Annotated in this window: 26 protein-coding genes; all 26 read right to left on the reverse strand. The window is 36.1% G+C overall.

Annotated elements, in window-relative coordinates:
- Position 1 precedes the first annotated feature (1 nt).
- Entirely contained in the window at positions 2-394 is a 393-nt protein-coding gene (locus KQI85_RS01890) for a hypothetical protein (RefSeq protein WP_216574407.1), read from the reverse strand.
- Between the two features lie 11 nt (positions 395-405).
- The gene (locus tag KQI85_RS01895; RefSeq protein ID WP_216574408.1) at positions 406-795 is read right to left on the reverse strand and encodes a DUF6096 family protein; all 390 of its coding nucleotides are present in this window, start codon (positions 793-795) and stop codon (positions 406-408) included.
- 19 nt (positions 796-814) lie between these two features.
- Complete coding sequence (locus KQI85_RS01900) at positions 815-1,222, reverse strand: phage tail protein (protein WP_216574409.1); 408 nt, start codon at positions 1,220-1,222, stop codon at positions 815-817.
- Positions 1,223-1,241: 19 nt separating this feature from the next.
- Positions 1,242-1,598, reverse strand: a complete 357-nt coding sequence (locus tag KQI85_RS01905) for a hypothetical protein (protein WP_216574410.1) — start codon at positions 1,596-1,598, stop codon at positions 1,242-1,244.
- The gene (locus KQI85_RS01910) at positions 1,595-2,119 is read right to left on the reverse strand and encodes an HK97-gp10 family putative phage morphogenesis protein (RefSeq protein ID WP_216574411.1); all 525 of its coding nucleotides are present in this window, start codon (positions 2,117-2,119) and stop codon (positions 1,595-1,597) included. Before KQI85_RS01910 ends, KQI85_RS01905 begins: the two co-directional genes overlap by 4 nt.
- Complete coding sequence (locus KQI85_RS01915) at positions 2,116-2,427, reverse strand: hypothetical protein (RefSeq protein ID WP_216574412.1); 312 nt, start codon at positions 2,425-2,427, stop codon at positions 2,116-2,118. Before KQI85_RS01915 ends, KQI85_RS01910 begins: the two co-directional genes overlap by 4 nt.
- Complete coding sequence (locus tag KQI85_RS01920) at positions 2,411-2,716, reverse strand: phage head-tail connector protein (protein WP_216574413.1); 306 nt, start codon at positions 2,714-2,716, stop codon at positions 2,411-2,413. Before KQI85_RS01920 ends, KQI85_RS01915 begins: the two co-directional genes overlap by 17 nt.
- Positions 2,709-2,846, reverse strand: coding sequence for a hypothetical protein (locus KQI85_RS01925; protein ID WP_216574414.1), 138 nt, complete (start codon positions 2,844-2,846; stop codon positions 2,709-2,711). The genes KQI85_RS01920 and KQI85_RS01925 overlap by 8 nt, the downstream gene beginning before the upstream one ends.
- 18 nt (positions 2,847-2,864) lie before the next feature.
- Positions 2,865-3,800 carry a hypothetical protein gene (locus KQI85_RS01930; protein ID WP_216574415.1) on the reverse strand — a complete coding sequence of 312 codons (936 nt, stop codon included), beginning with the start codon at positions 3,798-3,800 and terminating at the stop codon, positions 2,865-2,867.
- 14 nt (positions 3,801-3,814) lie between these two features.
- Entirely contained in the window at positions 3,815-4,366 is a 552-nt protein-coding gene (locus KQI85_RS01935; protein ID WP_216574416.1) for a DUF4355 domain-containing protein, read from the reverse strand.
- A 146-nt stretch (positions 4,367-4,512) separates the two neighbouring features.
- On the reverse strand, positions 4,513-5,247 hold the full coding sequence (locus tag KQI85_RS01940; RefSeq protein ID WP_216574417.1) for a phage antirepressor KilAC domain-containing protein: 735 nt from the start codon (positions 5,245-5,247) through the stop codon (positions 4,513-4,515).
- Between the two features lie 442 nt (positions 5,248-5,689).
- Complete coding sequence (locus tag KQI85_RS01945; RefSeq protein WP_216574418.1) at positions 5,690-5,857, reverse strand: hypothetical protein; 168 nt, start codon at positions 5,855-5,857, stop codon at positions 5,690-5,692.
- A gap of 1 nt (position 5,858) precedes the next feature.
- A complete protein-coding gene (locus KQI85_RS01950) occupies positions 5,859-7,517 on the reverse strand; it encodes a minor capsid protein (RefSeq protein WP_253293711.1) in 1,659 nt (552 codons plus the stop codon).
- A complete protein-coding gene (locus KQI85_RS01955; protein WP_216574419.1) occupies positions 7,498-8,895 on the reverse strand; it encodes a phage portal protein in 1,398 nt (465 codons plus the stop codon). The genes KQI85_RS01950 and KQI85_RS01955 overlap by 20 nt, the downstream gene beginning before the upstream one ends.
- A 15-nt stretch (positions 8,896-8,910) precedes the next feature.
- Positions 8,911-10,203, reverse strand: a complete 1,293-nt coding sequence (locus tag KQI85_RS01960) for a PBSX family phage terminase large subunit (RefSeq protein WP_216574420.1) — start codon at positions 10,201-10,203, stop codon at positions 8,911-8,913.
- The gene (locus tag KQI85_RS01965) at positions 10,187-10,981 is read right to left on the reverse strand and encodes a terminase small subunit (protein WP_371820519.1); all 795 of its coding nucleotides are present in this window, start codon (positions 10,979-10,981) and stop codon (positions 10,187-10,189) included. The genes KQI85_RS01960 and KQI85_RS01965 overlap by 17 nt, the downstream gene beginning before the upstream one ends.
- Before the next feature lie 323 nt (positions 10,982-11,304).
- Positions 11,305-11,775, reverse strand: coding sequence for a hypothetical protein (locus KQI85_RS01970; RefSeq protein WP_216574422.1), 471 nt, complete (start codon positions 11,773-11,775; stop codon positions 11,305-11,307).
- 23 nt (positions 11,776-11,798) lie between these two features.
- Positions 11,799-12,197, reverse strand: coding sequence for a hypothetical protein (locus tag KQI85_RS01975; protein WP_216574423.1), 399 nt, complete (start codon positions 12,195-12,197; stop codon positions 11,799-11,801).
- Positions 12,163-12,294 (reverse strand): hypothetical protein, encoded by a 132-nt coding sequence (locus tag KQI85_RS16790; RefSeq protein ID WP_256448175.1) that lies wholly within the window; start codon positions 12,292-12,294, stop codon positions 12,163-12,165. The genes KQI85_RS01975 and KQI85_RS16790 overlap by 35 nt, the downstream gene beginning before the upstream one ends.
- Before the next feature lie 2 nt (positions 12,295-12,296).
- Complete coding sequence (locus tag KQI85_RS01980) at positions 12,297-12,482, reverse strand: hypothetical protein (protein WP_216574424.1); 186 nt, start codon at positions 12,480-12,482, stop codon at positions 12,297-12,299.
- Positions 12,457-12,900 (reverse strand): hypothetical protein, encoded by a 444-nt coding sequence (locus tag KQI85_RS01985; RefSeq protein ID WP_216574425.1) that lies wholly within the window; start codon positions 12,898-12,900, stop codon positions 12,457-12,459. Before KQI85_RS01985 ends, KQI85_RS01980 begins: the two co-directional genes overlap by 26 nt.
- Positions 12,901-12,904: 4 nt before the next feature.
- The gene (locus KQI85_RS01990) at positions 12,905-13,318 is read right to left on the reverse strand and encodes a hypothetical protein (protein WP_216574426.1); all 414 of its coding nucleotides are present in this window, start codon (positions 13,316-13,318) and stop codon (positions 12,905-12,907) included.
- Between the two features lie 91 nt (positions 13,319-13,409).
- Positions 13,410-14,117 carry an ATP-binding protein gene (locus KQI85_RS01995; protein ID WP_216574427.1) on the reverse strand — a complete coding sequence of 236 codons (708 nt, stop codon included), beginning with the start codon at positions 14,115-14,117 and terminating at the stop codon, positions 13,410-13,412.
- A 13-nt stretch (positions 14,118-14,130) separates the two neighbouring features.
- Positions 14,131-15,234 carry a phage replisome organizer N-terminal domain-containing protein gene (locus KQI85_RS02000; RefSeq protein ID WP_216574428.1) on the reverse strand — a complete coding sequence of 368 codons (1,104 nt, stop codon included), beginning with the start codon at positions 15,232-15,234 and terminating at the stop codon, positions 14,131-14,133.
- Positions 15,235-15,270: 36 nt separating this feature from the next.
- Entirely contained in the window at positions 15,271-15,525 is a 255-nt protein-coding gene (locus KQI85_RS02005; protein ID WP_216574429.1) for a hypothetical protein, read from the reverse strand.
- A gap of 12 nt (positions 15,526-15,537) precedes the next feature.
- On the reverse strand, positions 15,538-15,912 hold the full coding sequence (locus tag KQI85_RS02010; protein ID WP_216574430.1) for a DUF1064 domain-containing protein: 375 nt from the start codon (positions 15,910-15,912) through the stop codon (positions 15,538-15,540).
- Positions 15,913-15,938 lie beyond the last annotated feature (26 nt).

Raw genomic sequence — 15,938 nt, forward strand, 5'->3', positions numbered from 1 at the left:
TCTACTTGTTCAACTCCTTTCTTCTCTGATTATGCCAGTAAGCAAATTCTTCAAACTGTGCTTTGTGCAGTTCTACCTGTAACTGCTTTTCTTCTTCGCTCTTTTTCTCTGCTTCTTCTTTAAAAAGTTCTGGGAAATATGCTTCAACAGGTCTTATCTCCACGTCATTTGAGAACAATGTTGACAGATAGTTATATATCTGCTGTGCCTGTATATGATTAAAGACAGCGGTCTGCTTAAGTTGCGCTTTCGTCCGCTCCTCTTCTAACTGCTGCCTTTTCAGATAACTATCTATCATATCTGTGACTTCACCAATGGATAACTCCCAAAACAAGTTGGGAGTATATCCTGCATCAAGGAAGTTCACATATAAATCGCTTATATAAGATGTCACATTCGTATAACCTAAATCTGTGCTCTCATTTTCTGTAAGGCTTCCGACATAGTCTGTGCCATCTTTGCTGATAAAAAACCACTTACCACATAGATTTCAAGCACAATGTTGACATAAAAATCAATCTGACTTCCGCCATCTTCTATGTATTTATCAAAGAGAGTCATTACATCAGTCTCTTTAATACCATGCTGCCAACTCTTCATAGCATAATATACAATCGTAAGCATTGTTGTAAGTGATGGTACACCCATACCTGACTGTACATCTAATAAATCAAGACAACTCTTTTTAAGTCTCTGTTCAAGTGCTACTACATCACTGGTCTTTAATTTTAATCTGTAAGTCTGACCGTCTACAGTCCACTCACAGAAAGCTTTCTTCTGTGTCACTTCTCCCATGTTCTACTTCCTCCGTATTCTATGATGGATCTACTACTTCAATATCACTCTGTAAAGCCGTCTTAAGTGTAAATTCAACAGCACCATTAACAGCACCAGATGATAATTTTACTGATACCATTGCATCAAAGTGAAATTTTGTACCATCCGGATAAGTTTCCTCGAATGATACTACTGTTTTATCTTTCTCAAACTCTCTAAATACTCTATATGGTGATGTGGCTGATGAATTCTCATATTTGAACTTATATTCCATATCGCCCGGGTCACCAATACCGAATTCATAATGTTTTACAGAGTCTGCAAGTGTTGTATTCTCCACTTTTTCAGGTTCATTACCCATCTCCGGTACTTCTTTTAGACCTGTTGCAATGGTATATGAAGTTTCTGTTGTCTTATAACCTAATGTAATTCCGTTTGCTAACATATATCTATTACTCCTTTCTCTATGCGTGATTTACAAAGAACGTGCTAACATCTATTATCCCCTCGTATCTCATCTGTTTATGCTTTAGTCCGCTTGGGTCTTCAACGTCTGTACACTGTGTTCTCTTAAGTCCTAACTGTGACACGCAGTTATCAAGCTGTACTGCCATATCACTTGTTGTTGTATTGTTCCATATATCAAATCTGAATCTTACATATGCGCTCTGTTCTTTATTGTCTGTATATTCATAGACTTTGTTTTCTTCCTCACAATATTGTATTGCCGGAAGTGTTCCCCAATCTCTCGGATAAGAATCGCCTACATTTTCAGTTAAATCTTTTATTACTGCATATACCTGGTCTTTTACATTTATCATAGCCTTTCAATCCCCTTTCTAATATTGTTAATAATTATATTTTCTGCCAATTTTTCATTGTTTTTAAGTGCCGGATACATAAAAGGCTGTGCAGGTTGACCTTCCGTATATACAAATTCCTTTTCGCCTATCTGTATAACTTTGAAATGATACTTTTCAATGTCTGCCTGCGTAAATTCTGATGCCGGAATGTACCACCCTGATGTCACATAAGACGGATTAACTTCCGGTGATATTCCGTCATGGTTAGCAAGTCCTACAGGACCTGTACCAAATTCAACATATTTGGCATATTCCTTATTGGTGTATATTGTTCCTATTATTCGTCCGTCAAGTGTTCTTACACTTGATTTGATGGACTGTCTTAATTCACCATGATTAACAGGACATAGAAGAACTGCTTCGGCTCTTACTCGCTCTGCTGCTTTCCACACACCTTGTTTAAGTGCCACATTTGACTGTTTTTCAAGATTATTAAGTTTTGCCATAAGCCTATCCATGTTCTGTATCTCTTCACTCATAGTCTCTCAAGCTCCATTATTCTAAAATTACGATATTCCTTAATAGAAACTACCTTATAATCTGCCACATCAGATATCGCTACTGCATCACCTTCTGATATATCCACACTGCCCGAATATATCATCTCAAGCATATATTTAAGTTTCTCACCATACATTGTGGCTTCAATCTGTCCACTTACAGGATGTATATCTGCTCTAATGTCTGAATGATATTCATAATCTACAACTCTGTTACCTTCGTTGTCTTTGGTTACTGTTCTCTTATAAAAACCATAACTTTTTAACTGATTATTTCTCAAACGCATATCCAGCCACCTTTGCAAGTCGGTTATTATTCATTGCTTTTCTTATGCTGTCTGGTATCTCATCAAATGAAGAAGATATTCCTCCCTCACTTCTTGATGTCTCTCCCTCTGTTCCAAGCCTGTTATAAGCAATAACCGCCCAATCAATCTTAACTTGTTCAAGCATAGCAGTGAGATAACTTCTGTTAGTATATGCAAGTATTCTGTTCTCTGCCTGTTCAAGTAAAAGGGCAAGGACGTCAGTATCATCCTCGCCCGTAAGTCTCTGTAACTTCTCTATATCAGTCATTCTTAGACTTCTTGGTTGTTGAAGTAGTCTTTACAACCACTTCAACATATCCTTCCTGTTCCAATGTCGCTTTATCGTCCTCACTGTCAACAATTCGCTCTACATTGTCCTTTTTAAGTAAATAAGGCATATTCTTCTATACCTCCAATCAACCTTTTGCATCCTTGATATTAACGAATACAGAACCAATCTTATTATCAAGTATCCACATATCGTGATATCTTCTGTAATTCATCTTCCATGCATCAGCATCCTGGTTCTGGTCTGGTGAGAAGATTTTTAACTTGTCCTGTTTTGTAAGTGCAATAGGACTTCTTCTTGCAGCAATGATAAAGTTAATATCTTTACCTGTTGTACCTTTTACATAACCGCCAGCTGTCTGTGATGATGATTTACCATCATATAATGTAATTGCTGTATACATTCTGTTATCAGGTGTTGCGATAAGTGGTATTCCATCAATAGCTGGTACAGTTGTATCAATACCACCTTTTGAGAATGTCACACTCTGAATCTTACCTGCTAACTCTAATTCAAGTTCAAGTAAGAAAGATGGTCTTACATGTGCTACAAGTTCTGTATTAAAGCCCATGCCTCTGATTGCCGCTACACCTTCTTTGAATTTTCTAAGTGCTGATGTTCCTGTTACTCCAGGTGTATAACCATATTCAATCATACCTGCTTTATTCGCTGTAATTACTTCTGTTGCAAGTTTTGAGATACGATATGCATCAATTTCAGGAATAACATATTCTTTCTGAAACTGTGACATTACGGATGCACTTGTTGCAATAAAGTTAGTCTCATCAACATCCATTGAATCAAGCTGGAACTTACGACCTCTATCCTGTGTCATTCTTCTTGTCTCGTATTCTAATGTTACTCCACCCTGTAGATATCCACTATCTCTGTCATAGTTGCCAAGTCCCTGTAAAGACATCTTAGGAATCTTAACTTCTGCACCACCTGTATAGATTACCTGTCCTGCATTTGCATCCATCCAGCCTGTTGTCATTTCCTGTACAGCAACTTCATCAAGTGTCTTCTGAAAAAGTGTTGCTGTTGCTAATGTATTAATTGCCATTAATTACTCCTTTCCTATGCGTTACGCATAATGTTCAATATTTTCTCTGCTTCACTTAACGTATCATTATCTTCTGCTTTTCGCATTGTAGAACCGCCTTTTAATTTGCTTTCTACTGCTTTTTCAACTGCTTTGTTGAATGCCTGCGTAAGTGTCTCTATTGATTTCTTACATGCTTCTGCATCTGTATAATTAAGTAGTTCTGCAAGTTCTGTTGATACACCTGCTTCACTAAGCTGTGCCTTTGCTGTTGACATCAGCTCTTTTCTGTTAAGTTCCTGTTCTTTTGCTTGCAGCTCTTTTTCTTTTTTGCTAAGTTGGTACTGCGCTTTCTCGTCTTTGGTCATCTTGCTAAGTTTTTCAGCTTCACTAAGTTTCTCATCTGTCATGCTTTCCCATTTTGCTTTTGCTGTGCTTAATGCTTTTGCAACTTTTCTGTCAAACTCTGCTTGATAATCTTTATTACCTGCAAGCATATCATCAAATGTTAAATGCTTATCATCAGCTGTGTTCTGCTCATTCTGTTCATTAACATCTGTCTGTGTTACATCTGTCTCATCATTCATGTATCTGCTACTCCTTTCGTGTTTATACTAATATCATAATCTATTGAAAAGTGTTTGTACTGCCAACTTTCACCAAAAACAATAGCAGACCGAAGTTTTTTGTTATGGTCTGCTATTGCTATATCTATATTAATTTGAAGAGAGAGCTAGTTATATAATGCAATTCCATTCTGGCATAGATTAACTATCCATTTTCTGCCTTTTTCAGTCCATTTAAGAGTTGGTAGGCTTCCCTCTACACTACAACTCTGATAATCTGCATATCCTTCCTCTATAAGCCATTCATACTTTGCATAAGGACACCATACACCAGACTGATTCTTATAGATAATTCCTCTATCATGCAGATATCTGTTTAACTTAATTGCACTTGTAAACCCTAAATCCTTGGCTATTATTGTTGTTGCTATCAGATTCTTCTTGTTAAGTACTTCATCATGGTAATCTGCTTTCGGTCTCATTTCTTCAATCTGTAAAGTCTGTTCTTCGATAACTTTTTGTGCTTCAAGGACTGCAAGTGCAAGCAGTTCTCTTCCCTGTGGTGTTTCTTTTTTCTGAATTGAATATGTTCCTGTTTTGCGAATTGACGGAAGCACTTCATCCATAACCCATGACTCAAATTTTTCTGCATTCGGAAGTTGTGACCTTACAATAAGGCGATAAACATCACCTTCTGGAATGAAATTCACTTCTTGTATTTTCCCACTAATAGGGGTACTGTATTTCACCGTAGCCCTACAATGTGCTGATATTGCATCATTTGGACGTTTATATCCTAATGCTTTAGCTATATCACTTGCACAAAAATAAGTTTTCGCATCAATAGTTACTGTTCTGATTGTTCCAAATTCCTCATTGTTAAAAATAGTTACTTCGTTCATCTTTGCTCTCTCCCTTCGTGTTATGAGTATATTATAATCTAGTCAAAAGTGTTTGTACTGCCAACTTTGTGCTTTTTGATAAAAAAATAACAGGTCTATTGACCTGCTATTCTTTGGTACTATATCAAACAACAACTGGGAACTACAACAAATTCTGTTCCTTTTGTTCCAGTAAGTTTGTGAGCGATAAATTCACAGCCTTTTTTGTGCAAATACTAATTGTTTTTCATGTAAAAATCAAGGAATTTTTCTTAAATTTTTACACTAATCAACACGATTATTTTCATCATACTCTCACAATATGACATGAATATCGCAATTTCTACATTTTCCACTTCTAATGGTTTTTTATTTTTCGAACTTCTCTATAAGATGATAAAAACAATACCACCAAGCCCTTTCTGACTGGTGGTATTTCTGTATTTATACTATTCTTTAAATTTTATAAGCTTAGTTCAAATTCTTCCTGTTCCCTAGATAATCTTCTTGCTTCTTCCAATGCAGCCTTTATCTCTTCTGGTGCATCTTCTGGCAATTCATGTTTTTCATTTAAATATGGTTCAACTTTGTCTAATAACTCACTTACTTCTGGTAAAATTGGTAAACTCATTCTACTCACTCTCCTTTAATAGCTTTAATACACGATATTCCGTCCAAGTTTCATCATATTTGCCTATATTGTATGCTTTTGAAGCATACCTGCTTATATTTAATATATCATACCCTTGCTTTTCTAATTTATCAAGCCTTTTTTTACTCTTTTTTCTCAAACTTTTCAAGTATTCTCCTTGATTATCCAATGTGTTGTATTTTTTATATTCCTGTGCATCTTTCCAATGAATAAGTTCATGCACATATGTACTCATTGGATTATTAGGGCAAGCCATTGATTCTTGTAACTCTACCAATTTATCGACATCTAATGTGCCTGAATTAATATACAATGTATTATTTATTGCTTTATATGTACAGACCGCATTATTTTGCATTTCTTCCGAAGATATAATTACGCATTTAGGTAAGTTATCATCTTCACCTACAAGTTTTAATGCTTTGTTTAATAACATTTCTGTATCATGCATTTGTCTAGGTTTAACTTTTACACTATCTGATATTACTATTTCGCCCTTATAGGTTGAGTTTTCTATATTTCTTACTACTATTCTTTTCTTACCTCGTATAATGTCGGTGGTATTCTCACTTCTTTGTATCGGTCTATACTCTTGCACATCATTCATATCTTTCAATGATACAACAAACTTATCTTCCCACTCTTTATACGTCATATCAGCAGGAACTTTCTCTTTCCCTGCTCGCCTGTCAAGTGTCTTCAAAGTATTATCATCAATGTTTGCAATCGTCACAGACCTACACCAAGGATGCATTGGTGGGAAGTTTACCCCAACCTGCGCATCGGTTGTTTTAAATACTTTTCCATCAAGCTCCTGGCACACTTTCGATGTCTTTAAGTCCAATGTTGCCACAAATCTGTAATATTCTATTCCACTTTCCTTATAGGCTTCTGTGTCCATCTGATTGTATATGTAGGCTGATTCAGTCCTTATAAGTCTTCTAGCGTTATTTGCTCCAACAGCAAACTTATTAAGAAATATCTTCATTGTCTCGCTCTCGGTTCTTCCCATAAGAACACTTGTAAGCAGTTCTGTCTTTAAGTCCCCGGCTAGTGTTGTTGTATTATTCCATATTCGCTTAGAATAATTAGCCCCACTCCATTTACTCTTTAACAGTTTGCTTACTGTCTCTGGTGGCAATGTTGATACTCTATAACCGTATCCTGTCTGTTGCTGTAAAGTATATGTGTTCTTAAGAAAGCTGTCGTTAGCTGCTTTTTTATAATGCTCTGTAGACACTGCAAGCTCGTTATTATATACAAGCTTCATGACAGTGTCGACTTCTGCCATTGTGTCTTTAAGTGCATTAATACGATACCAGTATGACGGTGAATCCATCATCATACTTAGTTCTTTTATATCTATGTTATCGCCATGTAGACGTAATTCTTTTATCAGCTCGTCAACATCATTCTTGTTGTTGAGCCTTTCTAATATGTCAAGTGCCTGCTCTCTACTCATTCTATACTTAAATGCGAACCTGTCAAGCACATTATTCATCTTCTTCTCTATTTCAAGATATGCCCTGTAGTATAACTTTCCTATCCTGTCTGCTGTCTTGTCTGCGCTTTCCATCTGATGATATATAAGCCATTCTTTTCTGTTCTCCCAATATTTACTACTCTTTGTCTTCTCCAACTGCTACATCTCCCTCTGTTGGCTTATCATTGGCTGTCTGCCCGAATATATTCTGCTGTTCTTCCATTCCTGCCTGCTTTTCTTCTTCAAGTTCTTCAATCTCGCTGTCAACATCTTCTACAAATGGCAGCAGTGTAAGCAATGTCTTCTGGCTTACTGTTCCCTTAAGATTGCCAACTACCTGTGCAAGTTCTAACAGATTCTTAGGAAGTGACCTTGAAAATACAGGAACTATACTCATTGCTTCAACTCTTATATTCATAAGTCCAAGGAAATTACTAAACAGTCTTATTCTCTTTCTTAATCCTTTTCTGTAATATCTCTCTTTTGTCTTGGTTATCATCTCAAGACCTAATAATTTATATTCCATTGCAACACCGGAACTGTTGCCTGCGAAGTTCTCGTCTGTCAAGTTTGGTACATGTGAGAATGTATATATATCTTCCTTAAGTGCTTTTCTTAATATCTCTGCTCCATTCTCATCCATCTGTCTTGTAAGATATTCTGCTTTGGCATCTTCCGGAAGTTCCAACAGCTTCATCTGTCTTAATCTCTTAGCCGCCTGTGTTCCCTCGTCTCCATCTCCAAGGCTTACCCCATACAGTGCAAGTATCGCATCGATAAACTGTTCCTTGTCGTTCACTCTGTCACTTGTGAGCTTATTATATGCGTCAATAAGTGGTATCTGCTGTTCAAAATCTCCTATCTGATATTTATTATTATCATATTCGATAAGTGGTATCTCGCCAAAATTATGTACTATCGGCTGTTCTATCGTTGCCTGTACAAGTGTTGTGCTGTTCTCTATTACAAGTCTGTACAGATAATGTTCTGTCATAATATAAGCCACATAACAATATTTGTCATATATATCATCTTTAATCAGGTAGTAGTAGCAGGCAAACAGTTCTTTTTCTTCAATCGAACTGTCAACCACCATGAAAGTATGCTCCGGTTCAAGTGATTTAGTTCTAAGTGTTGTTGTTCCGTCCTCTACATAAACATACTCATAAGCCACGCCATACACACTCATATTAAGCGCATTATCTGAATCGGTATCATCTACCTGTGCATCATCAAAAGCTACTAAAAGAGGCTCTAAGTCTGCGTCAGCGGTATTCTTATAACTGATTGCATTACCCATGAAATAACCTGTAGCTGTGTCTGTAATCTCTTTTGCATGATTGCATACTACTTTATTGTTTGGTACTCCAGCTGTCATTGTTCTCTCTTTTATGCTGTGTTCTCCAAGATAGTATCGCATATTGGTATTAAGTTTCTCTGACATTGCTTCATGCTTGCCTATAAGCCTTAATATTATATTCTTGTCTATCATAAGTTCATCAAAGTTCTCTTTTGGATATGTTAATTTGTACATGTATACTCCTTTCTGCTATAATCCTGGGAAGTTTGCCTTATTGCCTATCTTAACTGTCCTTGTTGCAAGTATTGTTGTCACAAAATACCTCATTGCATCCATCGCATGGTCAAAATCTTTAACTGGCTTATCTTCTCCCTGTAATGATGCCTTTTCATCCCACACATACGATGCAAATTCTTTAATTGTATTCTCACATTTAATATTTATCTTTATTTTGTTCTCATTAAGCGCATTTCCTGTATATCTTATTCCATTCAGTACGTCATTCTTGGCTTTAATAACATTAATTCCGTTCTGCCTTAATGCTGCTATAAAAGATGCTGCTGATGGGTCAACTATCATTGCTTTAATTGATATTCCCCCAAGAAAATTCTTAAGGTCCTCAATATACTCGTTATCTGTCTTCTGTATCTTGTTTTCACGTCCAGAGTAATAATATTCCCTTGTACAATAATAAACTCCGTCTATGCCCTTTTCCCACAGTAAAAACACTGTTGCATTTTGCGTACCATAGTCGCATGACACATATTTGTTAAATGGTGTAATCTCTGGCATTGTCTCAAACGTATGCTTTGCTTTGTCAAACATATCATATATGACACCCTCTGCCATTGCCCACAGACCCAATATATAACGTTTATAGAACACTCCTGTATACATTGCTCTATATCTCGCTTTAATGTCTTCTGCAAGGCTTAGATTATCATCCATTGTAAAATGCAGATATATAAGATTCTTATCATCTGTCTTATCTATCCACTCTTTCTTAAACCAATGTTCAGGTCCATCCGGATTACAGTTGAACCAAAACTTACTACCTTCAACAGAACAACGTCCTGTTGCCTGATTAACAAATGACTGTGGCATAAGTGCAACTTCATCAAAGAACATTCCGGCAAGTGTTATACCCTGTATTAAGTCCTGTGACCTCTCATCTTTGCCACCAAATATATAAAAATAATTGATTGTATTGCCTCTTGCCACTATAACAAGGTTATCTACCCTGTTATCTGTTATCTTGTATCCTCGTGACTTTAACATGAGCTTTAACCAGAACAATACATTTCTTCTAAATGACCCTATTGTCTTTCCTGCCATACCGAAGTTCTGTCCATTGTATTTAGTCATTGTCCATATAACGTAGGATAATGACATTGATACAGTCTTACCGCTTCTGATTGCTCCATCTGCTATTATTCCATCTTTTTTGCTTACTGGTGAACTATCACACCACCAATTCAATACTTTGCGCTGTTTTCTCGAAAATGGTCTGAACTGAAATACCTGATTAATCTTCTTTTTCATCTTCCCAATCCTCGCCTGCTGATGCGTTTAATGCATCAATAAATCCGTCATCCGCTGTCTCTTCATCATCTTCTGTATCAAGTTTGGCTCTCATCACTGCTAATCTTGCTTTCTGTTCTTCTGTTGCTATGTTCAGATGGTCAGATAACCATTGCAATGCTTTCATTCTGTCAGCAAGTTTGATTCTAGCTTCACCTTTTACATTTGATATCTCTGTTATTAACGTTCCGTCAATCTTGGTGCTGTCATTGAATGTAAGATAATTGCGTGTAATCTCTTCTCCTGTCTCTTCATCTCTTCCTTTTTCACTTCCAAATGTCATATATTCGGTCACATCTGCAAATGCTATATCCATATACTTCTGGAAGATATCATCTTCTGTAAGCCATTCCCTATTAAGCCTGTTCTGTTTTAATCTCTCTATCTCTGCTTTTATGTTAGGATTCTTAATCAGCTTACCAGAGTTACCGCACGCACTTTCATAACTGCATCCATACGCTTTCTGATATGATTTTGTTGCATTGAAAGACTTCACATAGTAAACGCAAAAAAGTTTCTGTTTATCCGTCAAATTGCTGTTCTCTGATATGGTCCTTACTTCTTTTACTATCTTCTCTTCTTCTTTCTTTTTCTGCCATTCTTTGTAGGGATTGTCCGAACGTTCGTCCCAATTCTGAACATGTTTCCATCTTCTTACTGTTCCATCCGGAACATTTAATTTTTTTGCTATGTCTATAAGCCTCTCACCTTTCTGGTACAGTCTCTTTGCCTCCTGCATCTTCTCTGTTCTTTGCATATACTATCACCGCCTCTCTGCTATGCTGCCATTTCTTTGCCACTTACAACAATACCCCCAACATTCCAACATTGTTGAGGGTATTGCCGCTAATATTTATACTTAAAAGGAGGGTATTAAAAAAATAACAAAAACAAGTAACAGTATCTTGTTCACAAGTTAATTATAATATACCGAAATGTGTTTGTACTGCCAACTTTTATCAAAAACACACTTTTTTATATCTTTTTTGAGCTAACTTGTTAATTATTAATCGTGCTTTCTTGCTTGTTATTGCTATAAAGTATACATAGTTTTCTATAACATTAATAAATACACTGTTTTCTTGCCACTTTCCTGTATACTCTAAGTCCTCGCTCCTCTGCGAATATTTCAACTGCCATATCAAGCCATCTGTAGATGCTTCTCTCTCCACATGGATAAGCAATGCTTAATCTTGACACATTCCTACTGATTATTCCTTTCTTGTTGCACATGATGAAATCAGGATGCATATACACTTCTTTTACTGCACGTTTAATATTTCTTCCCTGTCTTAACACACTTAATCGCTTAAATGTATTAATTACTGCAATCACATCTCTCATCTCTGCTTCATGGTCTCTTTCAATCTGTTCCATTCTCTCCAGTGTTGCATCCGATAGTGCGTTTTTAACCGATACAACCTGTCTTTTCGCTCTGTCTCTTATTGTTTTTATGTATTCTTCTTCAGTTGGTTCTCCTATTATTGCATAATATCTAAATGCCTCAATAGCATAATTTCTTACAAAATTCATTATCTTCTCTCCCTATATATGTTTTATTGTCCGTTACTTGTGTTAGTTCTCTGTCTGTATGATGTGCATACATTATCCCACTCATTAAGTAATGGAATTATCACTGTTTTGGTTTCTTTAACTACATTTTGCACAGGTGTCAGGCTGATATTGTATTTATCTGCTATCTGCTTTGTTGACATCCCTCTTATGTAGTCCATACTCATCTCCCAATTTCTAAGTTGCGCTTTACTTGTATCACAGTCATTAACATCTTCACACACTATTGTATACTTTGTAAGTTGTCCTTTTTTCGTTCTACAAAGTATTGTTCTGAATCCTGCTACCCCTTGACTTATCTTTAACTGTTCTGCACATTGTGACGCATCTTCAAAAGCGACTATTTCATCATTTTTGTTCAGGTACACTGTGTAATATATCATTCTGCTTTCCCTCTCTCATTGACTTTGTTATTGTCTTCCATGCTGATTTTTTTAGATTCTTGTAACTGTTGTGTTGCTTAGATGCTCTTTTGCTCATTATCAATCTCCCTCCAATTCTTCCATGAGGTCACATATCTGCTCTTTCATGTCGTTCAATTCATTCTCCAATCGTTCAATCTCGTAATCTTTAGCTTCGATTACATATTCAAGGTCCTCAATCTTATCTTTAAGGTGTCGTATTATATTATCTTCTCCATACTTATCTATCTTCTTCCTGTACTTCATGCCATTGTTCCTCCTTCTTTCCTACCCATCGTTCGTGTATATCTACCTGTTCAAAAAACTCTGGTTCCTCGCCTATCTCTGCGATATAGTCCATGACAAGTTGTTTGAATTCTCTGTTGTATTTGTCATAAATCGGCTCTCTGTTTGCGTATTCGCCCCTTATGCTTGAGATGTTCCAACTTTCTGCAACTTCTCCGACCTGCTCACACATGTGTACTTCCGCATCGTAGAGTATTTCTTCCAGCTCGTTGACATCAACTGTAGCTTTTGAAAACTCGCCGATGTAAATTTCACCATTGATACATTCGCTTTCTGCGTCTTTGACACATTCTTCAATTGTCGCAAATGGTCCATTCTCCCACTCGCTAAGTGATACTTTTTCAAATTTATCTGTCCAGCAGTATATTTTTTCGCTCATATTCTCACACTCCTATGTAATCTGCTATATTCATCTGTCCATCAATCTCGTTTAGTGGTAGACTTTCTTTGTTCTGCTCTATTACTGCTACTGCTTCATCATTACCCGCAAGGTTAACCATAAGTTTATTATTACTCCATAATTCCCAACCTTTGACTTCCATTTCTAACAGTTGTTTAGGAATTGCTTTAATAATCACTCCATAAATATCTTTCCCGGTGTCTAATGTATTGATTGGTCTACATATTGTCTTCCATCTTGGTTCTGTAGTATCATCTGCAAACATATCCTCGCATTCATCAGGTCCAATGTGATAACAATCAATCAGATAACCACCTTTGTTTCCCCTGTAGTCTCTAATATCAGCAGTTATACTTCTAACTGCATACCCTGTTTCTAACAGTTCTCTTAATGTCATTCTTTTAATATCTCCTGTCCTTATCATCAAATATTATTAACACTGCTGCTATTATTATTAAAATGGCTGTTACTATTGTTTTAGTCATTAACTACCTTATCTCCTGTATTCTATTTTTCATCATGTCATTGTTATTCTTTGCGATTAAGTCTCTTACGCTTTCTTCTGGAAATTCTAACATAATGCTTTTCTCTTTTATTCTGCTTGTAATTCGCTCATCATACATAAGTTCATCAAGTGTGCAGTTGGATGTATAGATTGTAACTTTGCTTAGAGCGTAACGCTCATTGATTATGTGATAAAATTCATTGTTTACCCACTCTGATATTTTTTCCTGTCCAAAATCATCAATTACAAGTATGTCTGTCTGTGTTAAGTCATTTAAAAGTGTACTTTCGTTGATATTGCTGTCGTTTCTCTGCCATGATGCCTTTATCTCATTAAGAATTGATATTGCTGTTGCAAATTTAACTCTGTGTCCTTGCTTCAACAGTTCACTTGCTATCGAAACTGCTAATCTTGTCTTACCAGAGCCTTTTGTATGTGAATAGATATATAACCCTAATCCGTCTGCTTTAAGTTCTTCAAACTCATCTATGTAGCATCTTACAGTTTTTAATATATTAGCTATCTGTAATCTATTGTACTGTTCATATACATCTGTTCTGAATGTATCAAGTGTAATATTACTAAAATGTACTGGAATATCTGCAAAAGCTTGTCTGCGCTCTTGTATCCTTAACTGTCTGCAACTACACTCTTTTGCCGAATCGGTTACAGGGTTATATATAAACTCCATATCCTTACACAACTCACATTTGTACTTTTTCACTTCCGTCTGGGTTGTATTTCGTGTTGTAGTGCTGTGCATACGCTTCAAACCAATCAGGTAATCCGTTATATGCTTCGATTGATGTTTCTCTAAGTGAGTCGAGTGTTTCTCCTTTGTCAATGAGTCTATCGAGTTTTTCAAACTCAATTCCATCACATTGCTGTTGTTCATGTTCCTGTACCTCCTCTTTTCTGTTTCCGTTCTTTCTTGTGTAATTGTTGTAATTACCGTCAAGCACCTTAGCCATATTACTGTCTTTAATCAGCCAATCGAAATTGGCACTCCAATCTCTGTTATTACTGCCTTTTAAAAAGTCAGATGCTTCAGCCAACTCAAACATTTTTTTAAAATCATCAAGTGTATACTTATTAAGCCTTGCTTTTAATGCCTGCTTACGTCTGTCTGATATTGTTGTTACTTTTGGATAAGATAAACAGATTGAATTATAAAGATTTACGATGTTGGCATAGGGAGTAACGGTTTTACCGTTACTTGATACTCTATCTCTATTCTCTATCTCTTTATCTATCTCTTTCTCTTTATCTCTATCTCTATTCTCTATACTCTTATCTCTTGGTAACATTTTTGACACATCGTTACCATAGTTGGGTAACATTGTTACCCCTTGCATATTATTTTTCTCTATCTCTTCGTCACATGTTGTAACACTTGCGTCACATTGTGACACTTCTAACTGTTCACTTTTCTGTCTGGCTCTTAGTGCTCTCATACCTTTTGCTCTATTTGTCTCGCTTCCTATCATCTCGTTAATTTGAGACATATATATTTCACCTGTATCAAGAACTTCTATAAGCCCAATGCGTTTAAACAGCTCCATTGCGACTCTTACTGTATCAATATCAACATTAGTTAGTTTTGATAAGCTTTTAACATCATAAGGAATTAACGTATTTCCCACTAATCTTATTAATTTCCCTTCATTCTTAAGCGATTTAAGGCACAATTTTAAATAAAAGTTGCTGTAAAGTATTCCATTTTCCTGCTCTTCAATGAACTGTATTGTATCATCATCAAAAAAGTCCTCATTAAGTTTTAACCAGTAGTATCTTTTATTCTCTGACATATACTCTGTCCCCTTTTCTTTTCATGTGTTTTATAATTACAGTTTAGTACACTCACCCCCGTTTTGTACTGCCATCTTTCTTCTTTTTGAACTTTCATACTTGGTACAGTTGTTGTAGTCGCATCCTCTCGCTTTGCCTGTGAGTGCCATGTAATTGCACATTGTCTGATTCTTGCTGCCTGCTTCAAAATATGCATATTTACAAGTCCTGCATTTTCTTGGGAGTAGATATGTGTCTTTATTAATTAACACTTTCATATATCCTTGTTCTGCTTTCTTCTTACCTGCCATCTTTTAACTCTCCTAAATCTCGCGAATTCTGATATTATGAATCTTCAACATAAGTTTGCGCTTGATTATATATGCATCTGTTCTGAAGCCTTTTGTATCTTCAACAACATATTTGCCTAGCTGATTGTCAAAATAGACAAAATCAGCTATATAGGCACATTCTTTTTCAAGTACCACTCCTCTTTTTATTCCACCTCGTGGTCCTGTTATGTCTGGCATTCTCTGTTGTGGGATAAGCACATATTTGACTTGTCTTCTAAGTTCGCTTATCTCTCCAGCTTTTTGCATTATTACAAGCTCGCTGTATCTCTTTGCTTCTTTCTTGCTGTCAAATGTAATTCCATCAATCTCAACTTTTTTATTGTTGTATTTACTCTTCTTGTACATTCTGTGTCACCCCGCTGTTATTAATT

The sequence above is a fragment of the Falcatimonas sp. MSJ-15 genome (assembly GCF_018918265.1).
Lineage (GTDB): Bacteria > Bacillota > Clostridia > Lachnospirales > Lachnospiraceae > Falcatimonas.

Excerpts from the sequence above, each read along its gene's own strand:
- KQI85_RS01990 (WP_216574426.1), bottom strand. The coding sequence starts at position 13,318 with ATGACATTAAGAGAACTGTTAGAAACAGGGTATGCAGTTAGAAGTATA.
- KQI85_RS01980 (WP_216574424.1), bottom strand. The coding sequence starts at position 12,482 with ATGAAGTACAGGAAGAAGATAGATAAGTATGGAGAAGATAATATAATA.
- KQI85_RS01970 (WP_216574422.1), bottom strand. The coding sequence starts at position 11,775 with ATGAATTTTGTAAGAAATTATGCTATTGAGGCATTTAGATATTATGCA.
- KQI85_RS01975 (WP_216574423.1), bottom strand. The coding sequence starts at position 12,197 with ATGATATATTACACAGTGTACCTGAACAAAAATGATGAAATAGTCGCT.
- KQI85_RS02000 (WP_216574428.1), bottom strand. The coding sequence starts at position 15,234 with ATGTCAGAGAATAAAAGATACTACTGGTTAAAACTTAATGAGGACTTT.
- KQI85_RS01955 (WP_216574419.1), bottom strand. The coding sequence starts at position 8,895 with ATGTACAAATTAACATATCCAAAAGAGAACTTTGATGAACTTATGATA.
- KQI85_RS01915 (WP_216574412.1), bottom strand. The coding sequence starts at position 2,427 with ATGCGTTTGAGAAATAATCAGTTAAAAAGTTATGGTTTTTATAAGAGA.
- KQI85_RS01960 (WP_216574420.1), bottom strand. The coding sequence starts at position 10,203 with ATGAAAAAGAAGATTAATCAGGTATTTCAGTTCAGACCATTTTCGAGA.
- KQI85_RS01910 (WP_216574411.1), bottom strand. The coding sequence starts at position 2,119 with ATGAGTGAAGAGATACAGAACATGGATAGGCTTATGGCAAAACTTAAT.
- KQI85_RS01965 (WP_371820519.1), bottom strand. The coding sequence starts at position 10,981 with ATGCAGGAGGCAAAGAGACTGTACCAGAAAGGTGAGAGGCTTATAGAC.
- KQI85_RS01920 (WP_216574413.1), bottom strand. The coding sequence starts at position 2,716 with ATGACTGATATAGAGAAGTTACAGAGACTTACGGGCGAGGATGATACT.
- KQI85_RS01925 (WP_216574414.1), bottom strand. The coding sequence starts at position 2,846 with ATGCCTTATTTACTTAAAAAGGACAATGTAGAGCGAATTGTTGACAGT.
- KQI85_RS01895 (WP_216574408.1), bottom strand. The coding sequence starts at position 795 with ATGGGAGAAGTGACACAGAAGAAAGCTTTCTGTGAGTGGACTGTAGAC.
- KQI85_RS02010 (WP_216574430.1), bottom strand. The coding sequence starts at position 15,912 with ATGTACAAGAAGAGTAAATACAACAATAAAAAAGTTGAGATTGATGGA.
- KQI85_RS02005 (WP_216574429.1), bottom strand. The coding sequence starts at position 15,525 with ATGGCAGGTAAGAAGAAAGCAGAACAAGGATATATGAAAGTGTTAATT.
- KQI85_RS16790 (WP_256448175.1), bottom strand. The coding sequence starts at position 12,294 with ATGAGCAAAAGAGCATCTAAGCAACACAACAGTTACAAGAATCTAAAA.
- KQI85_RS01930 (WP_216574415.1), bottom strand. The coding sequence starts at position 3,800 with ATGGCAATTAATACATTAGCAACAGCAACACTTTTTCAGAAGACACTT.
- KQI85_RS01985 (WP_216574425.1), bottom strand. The coding sequence starts at position 12,900 with ATGAGCGAAAAAATATACTGCTGGACAGATAAATTTGAAAAAGTATCA.
- KQI85_RS01940 (WP_216574417.1), bottom strand. The coding sequence starts at position 5,247 with ATGAACGAAGTAACTATTTTTAACAATGAGGAATTTGGAACAATCAGA.
- KQI85_RS01995 (WP_216574427.1), bottom strand. The coding sequence starts at position 14,117 with ATGGAGTTTATATATAACCCTGTAACCGATTCGGCAAAAGAGTGTAGT.
- KQI85_RS01935 (WP_216574416.1), bottom strand. The coding sequence starts at position 4,366 with ATGAATGATGAGACAGATGTAACACAGACAGATGTTAATGAACAGAAT.
- KQI85_RS01900 (WP_216574409.1), bottom strand. The coding sequence starts at position 1,222 with ATGTTAGCAAACGGAATTACATTAGGTTATAAGACAACAGAAACTTCA.
- KQI85_RS01945 (WP_216574418.1), bottom strand. The coding sequence starts at position 5,857 with ATGAGTTTACCAATTTTACCAGAAGTAAGTGAGTTATTAGACAAAGTT.
- KQI85_RS01905 (WP_216574410.1), bottom strand. The coding sequence starts at position 1,598 with ATGATAAATGTAAAAGACCAGGTATATGCAGTAATAAAAGATTTAACT.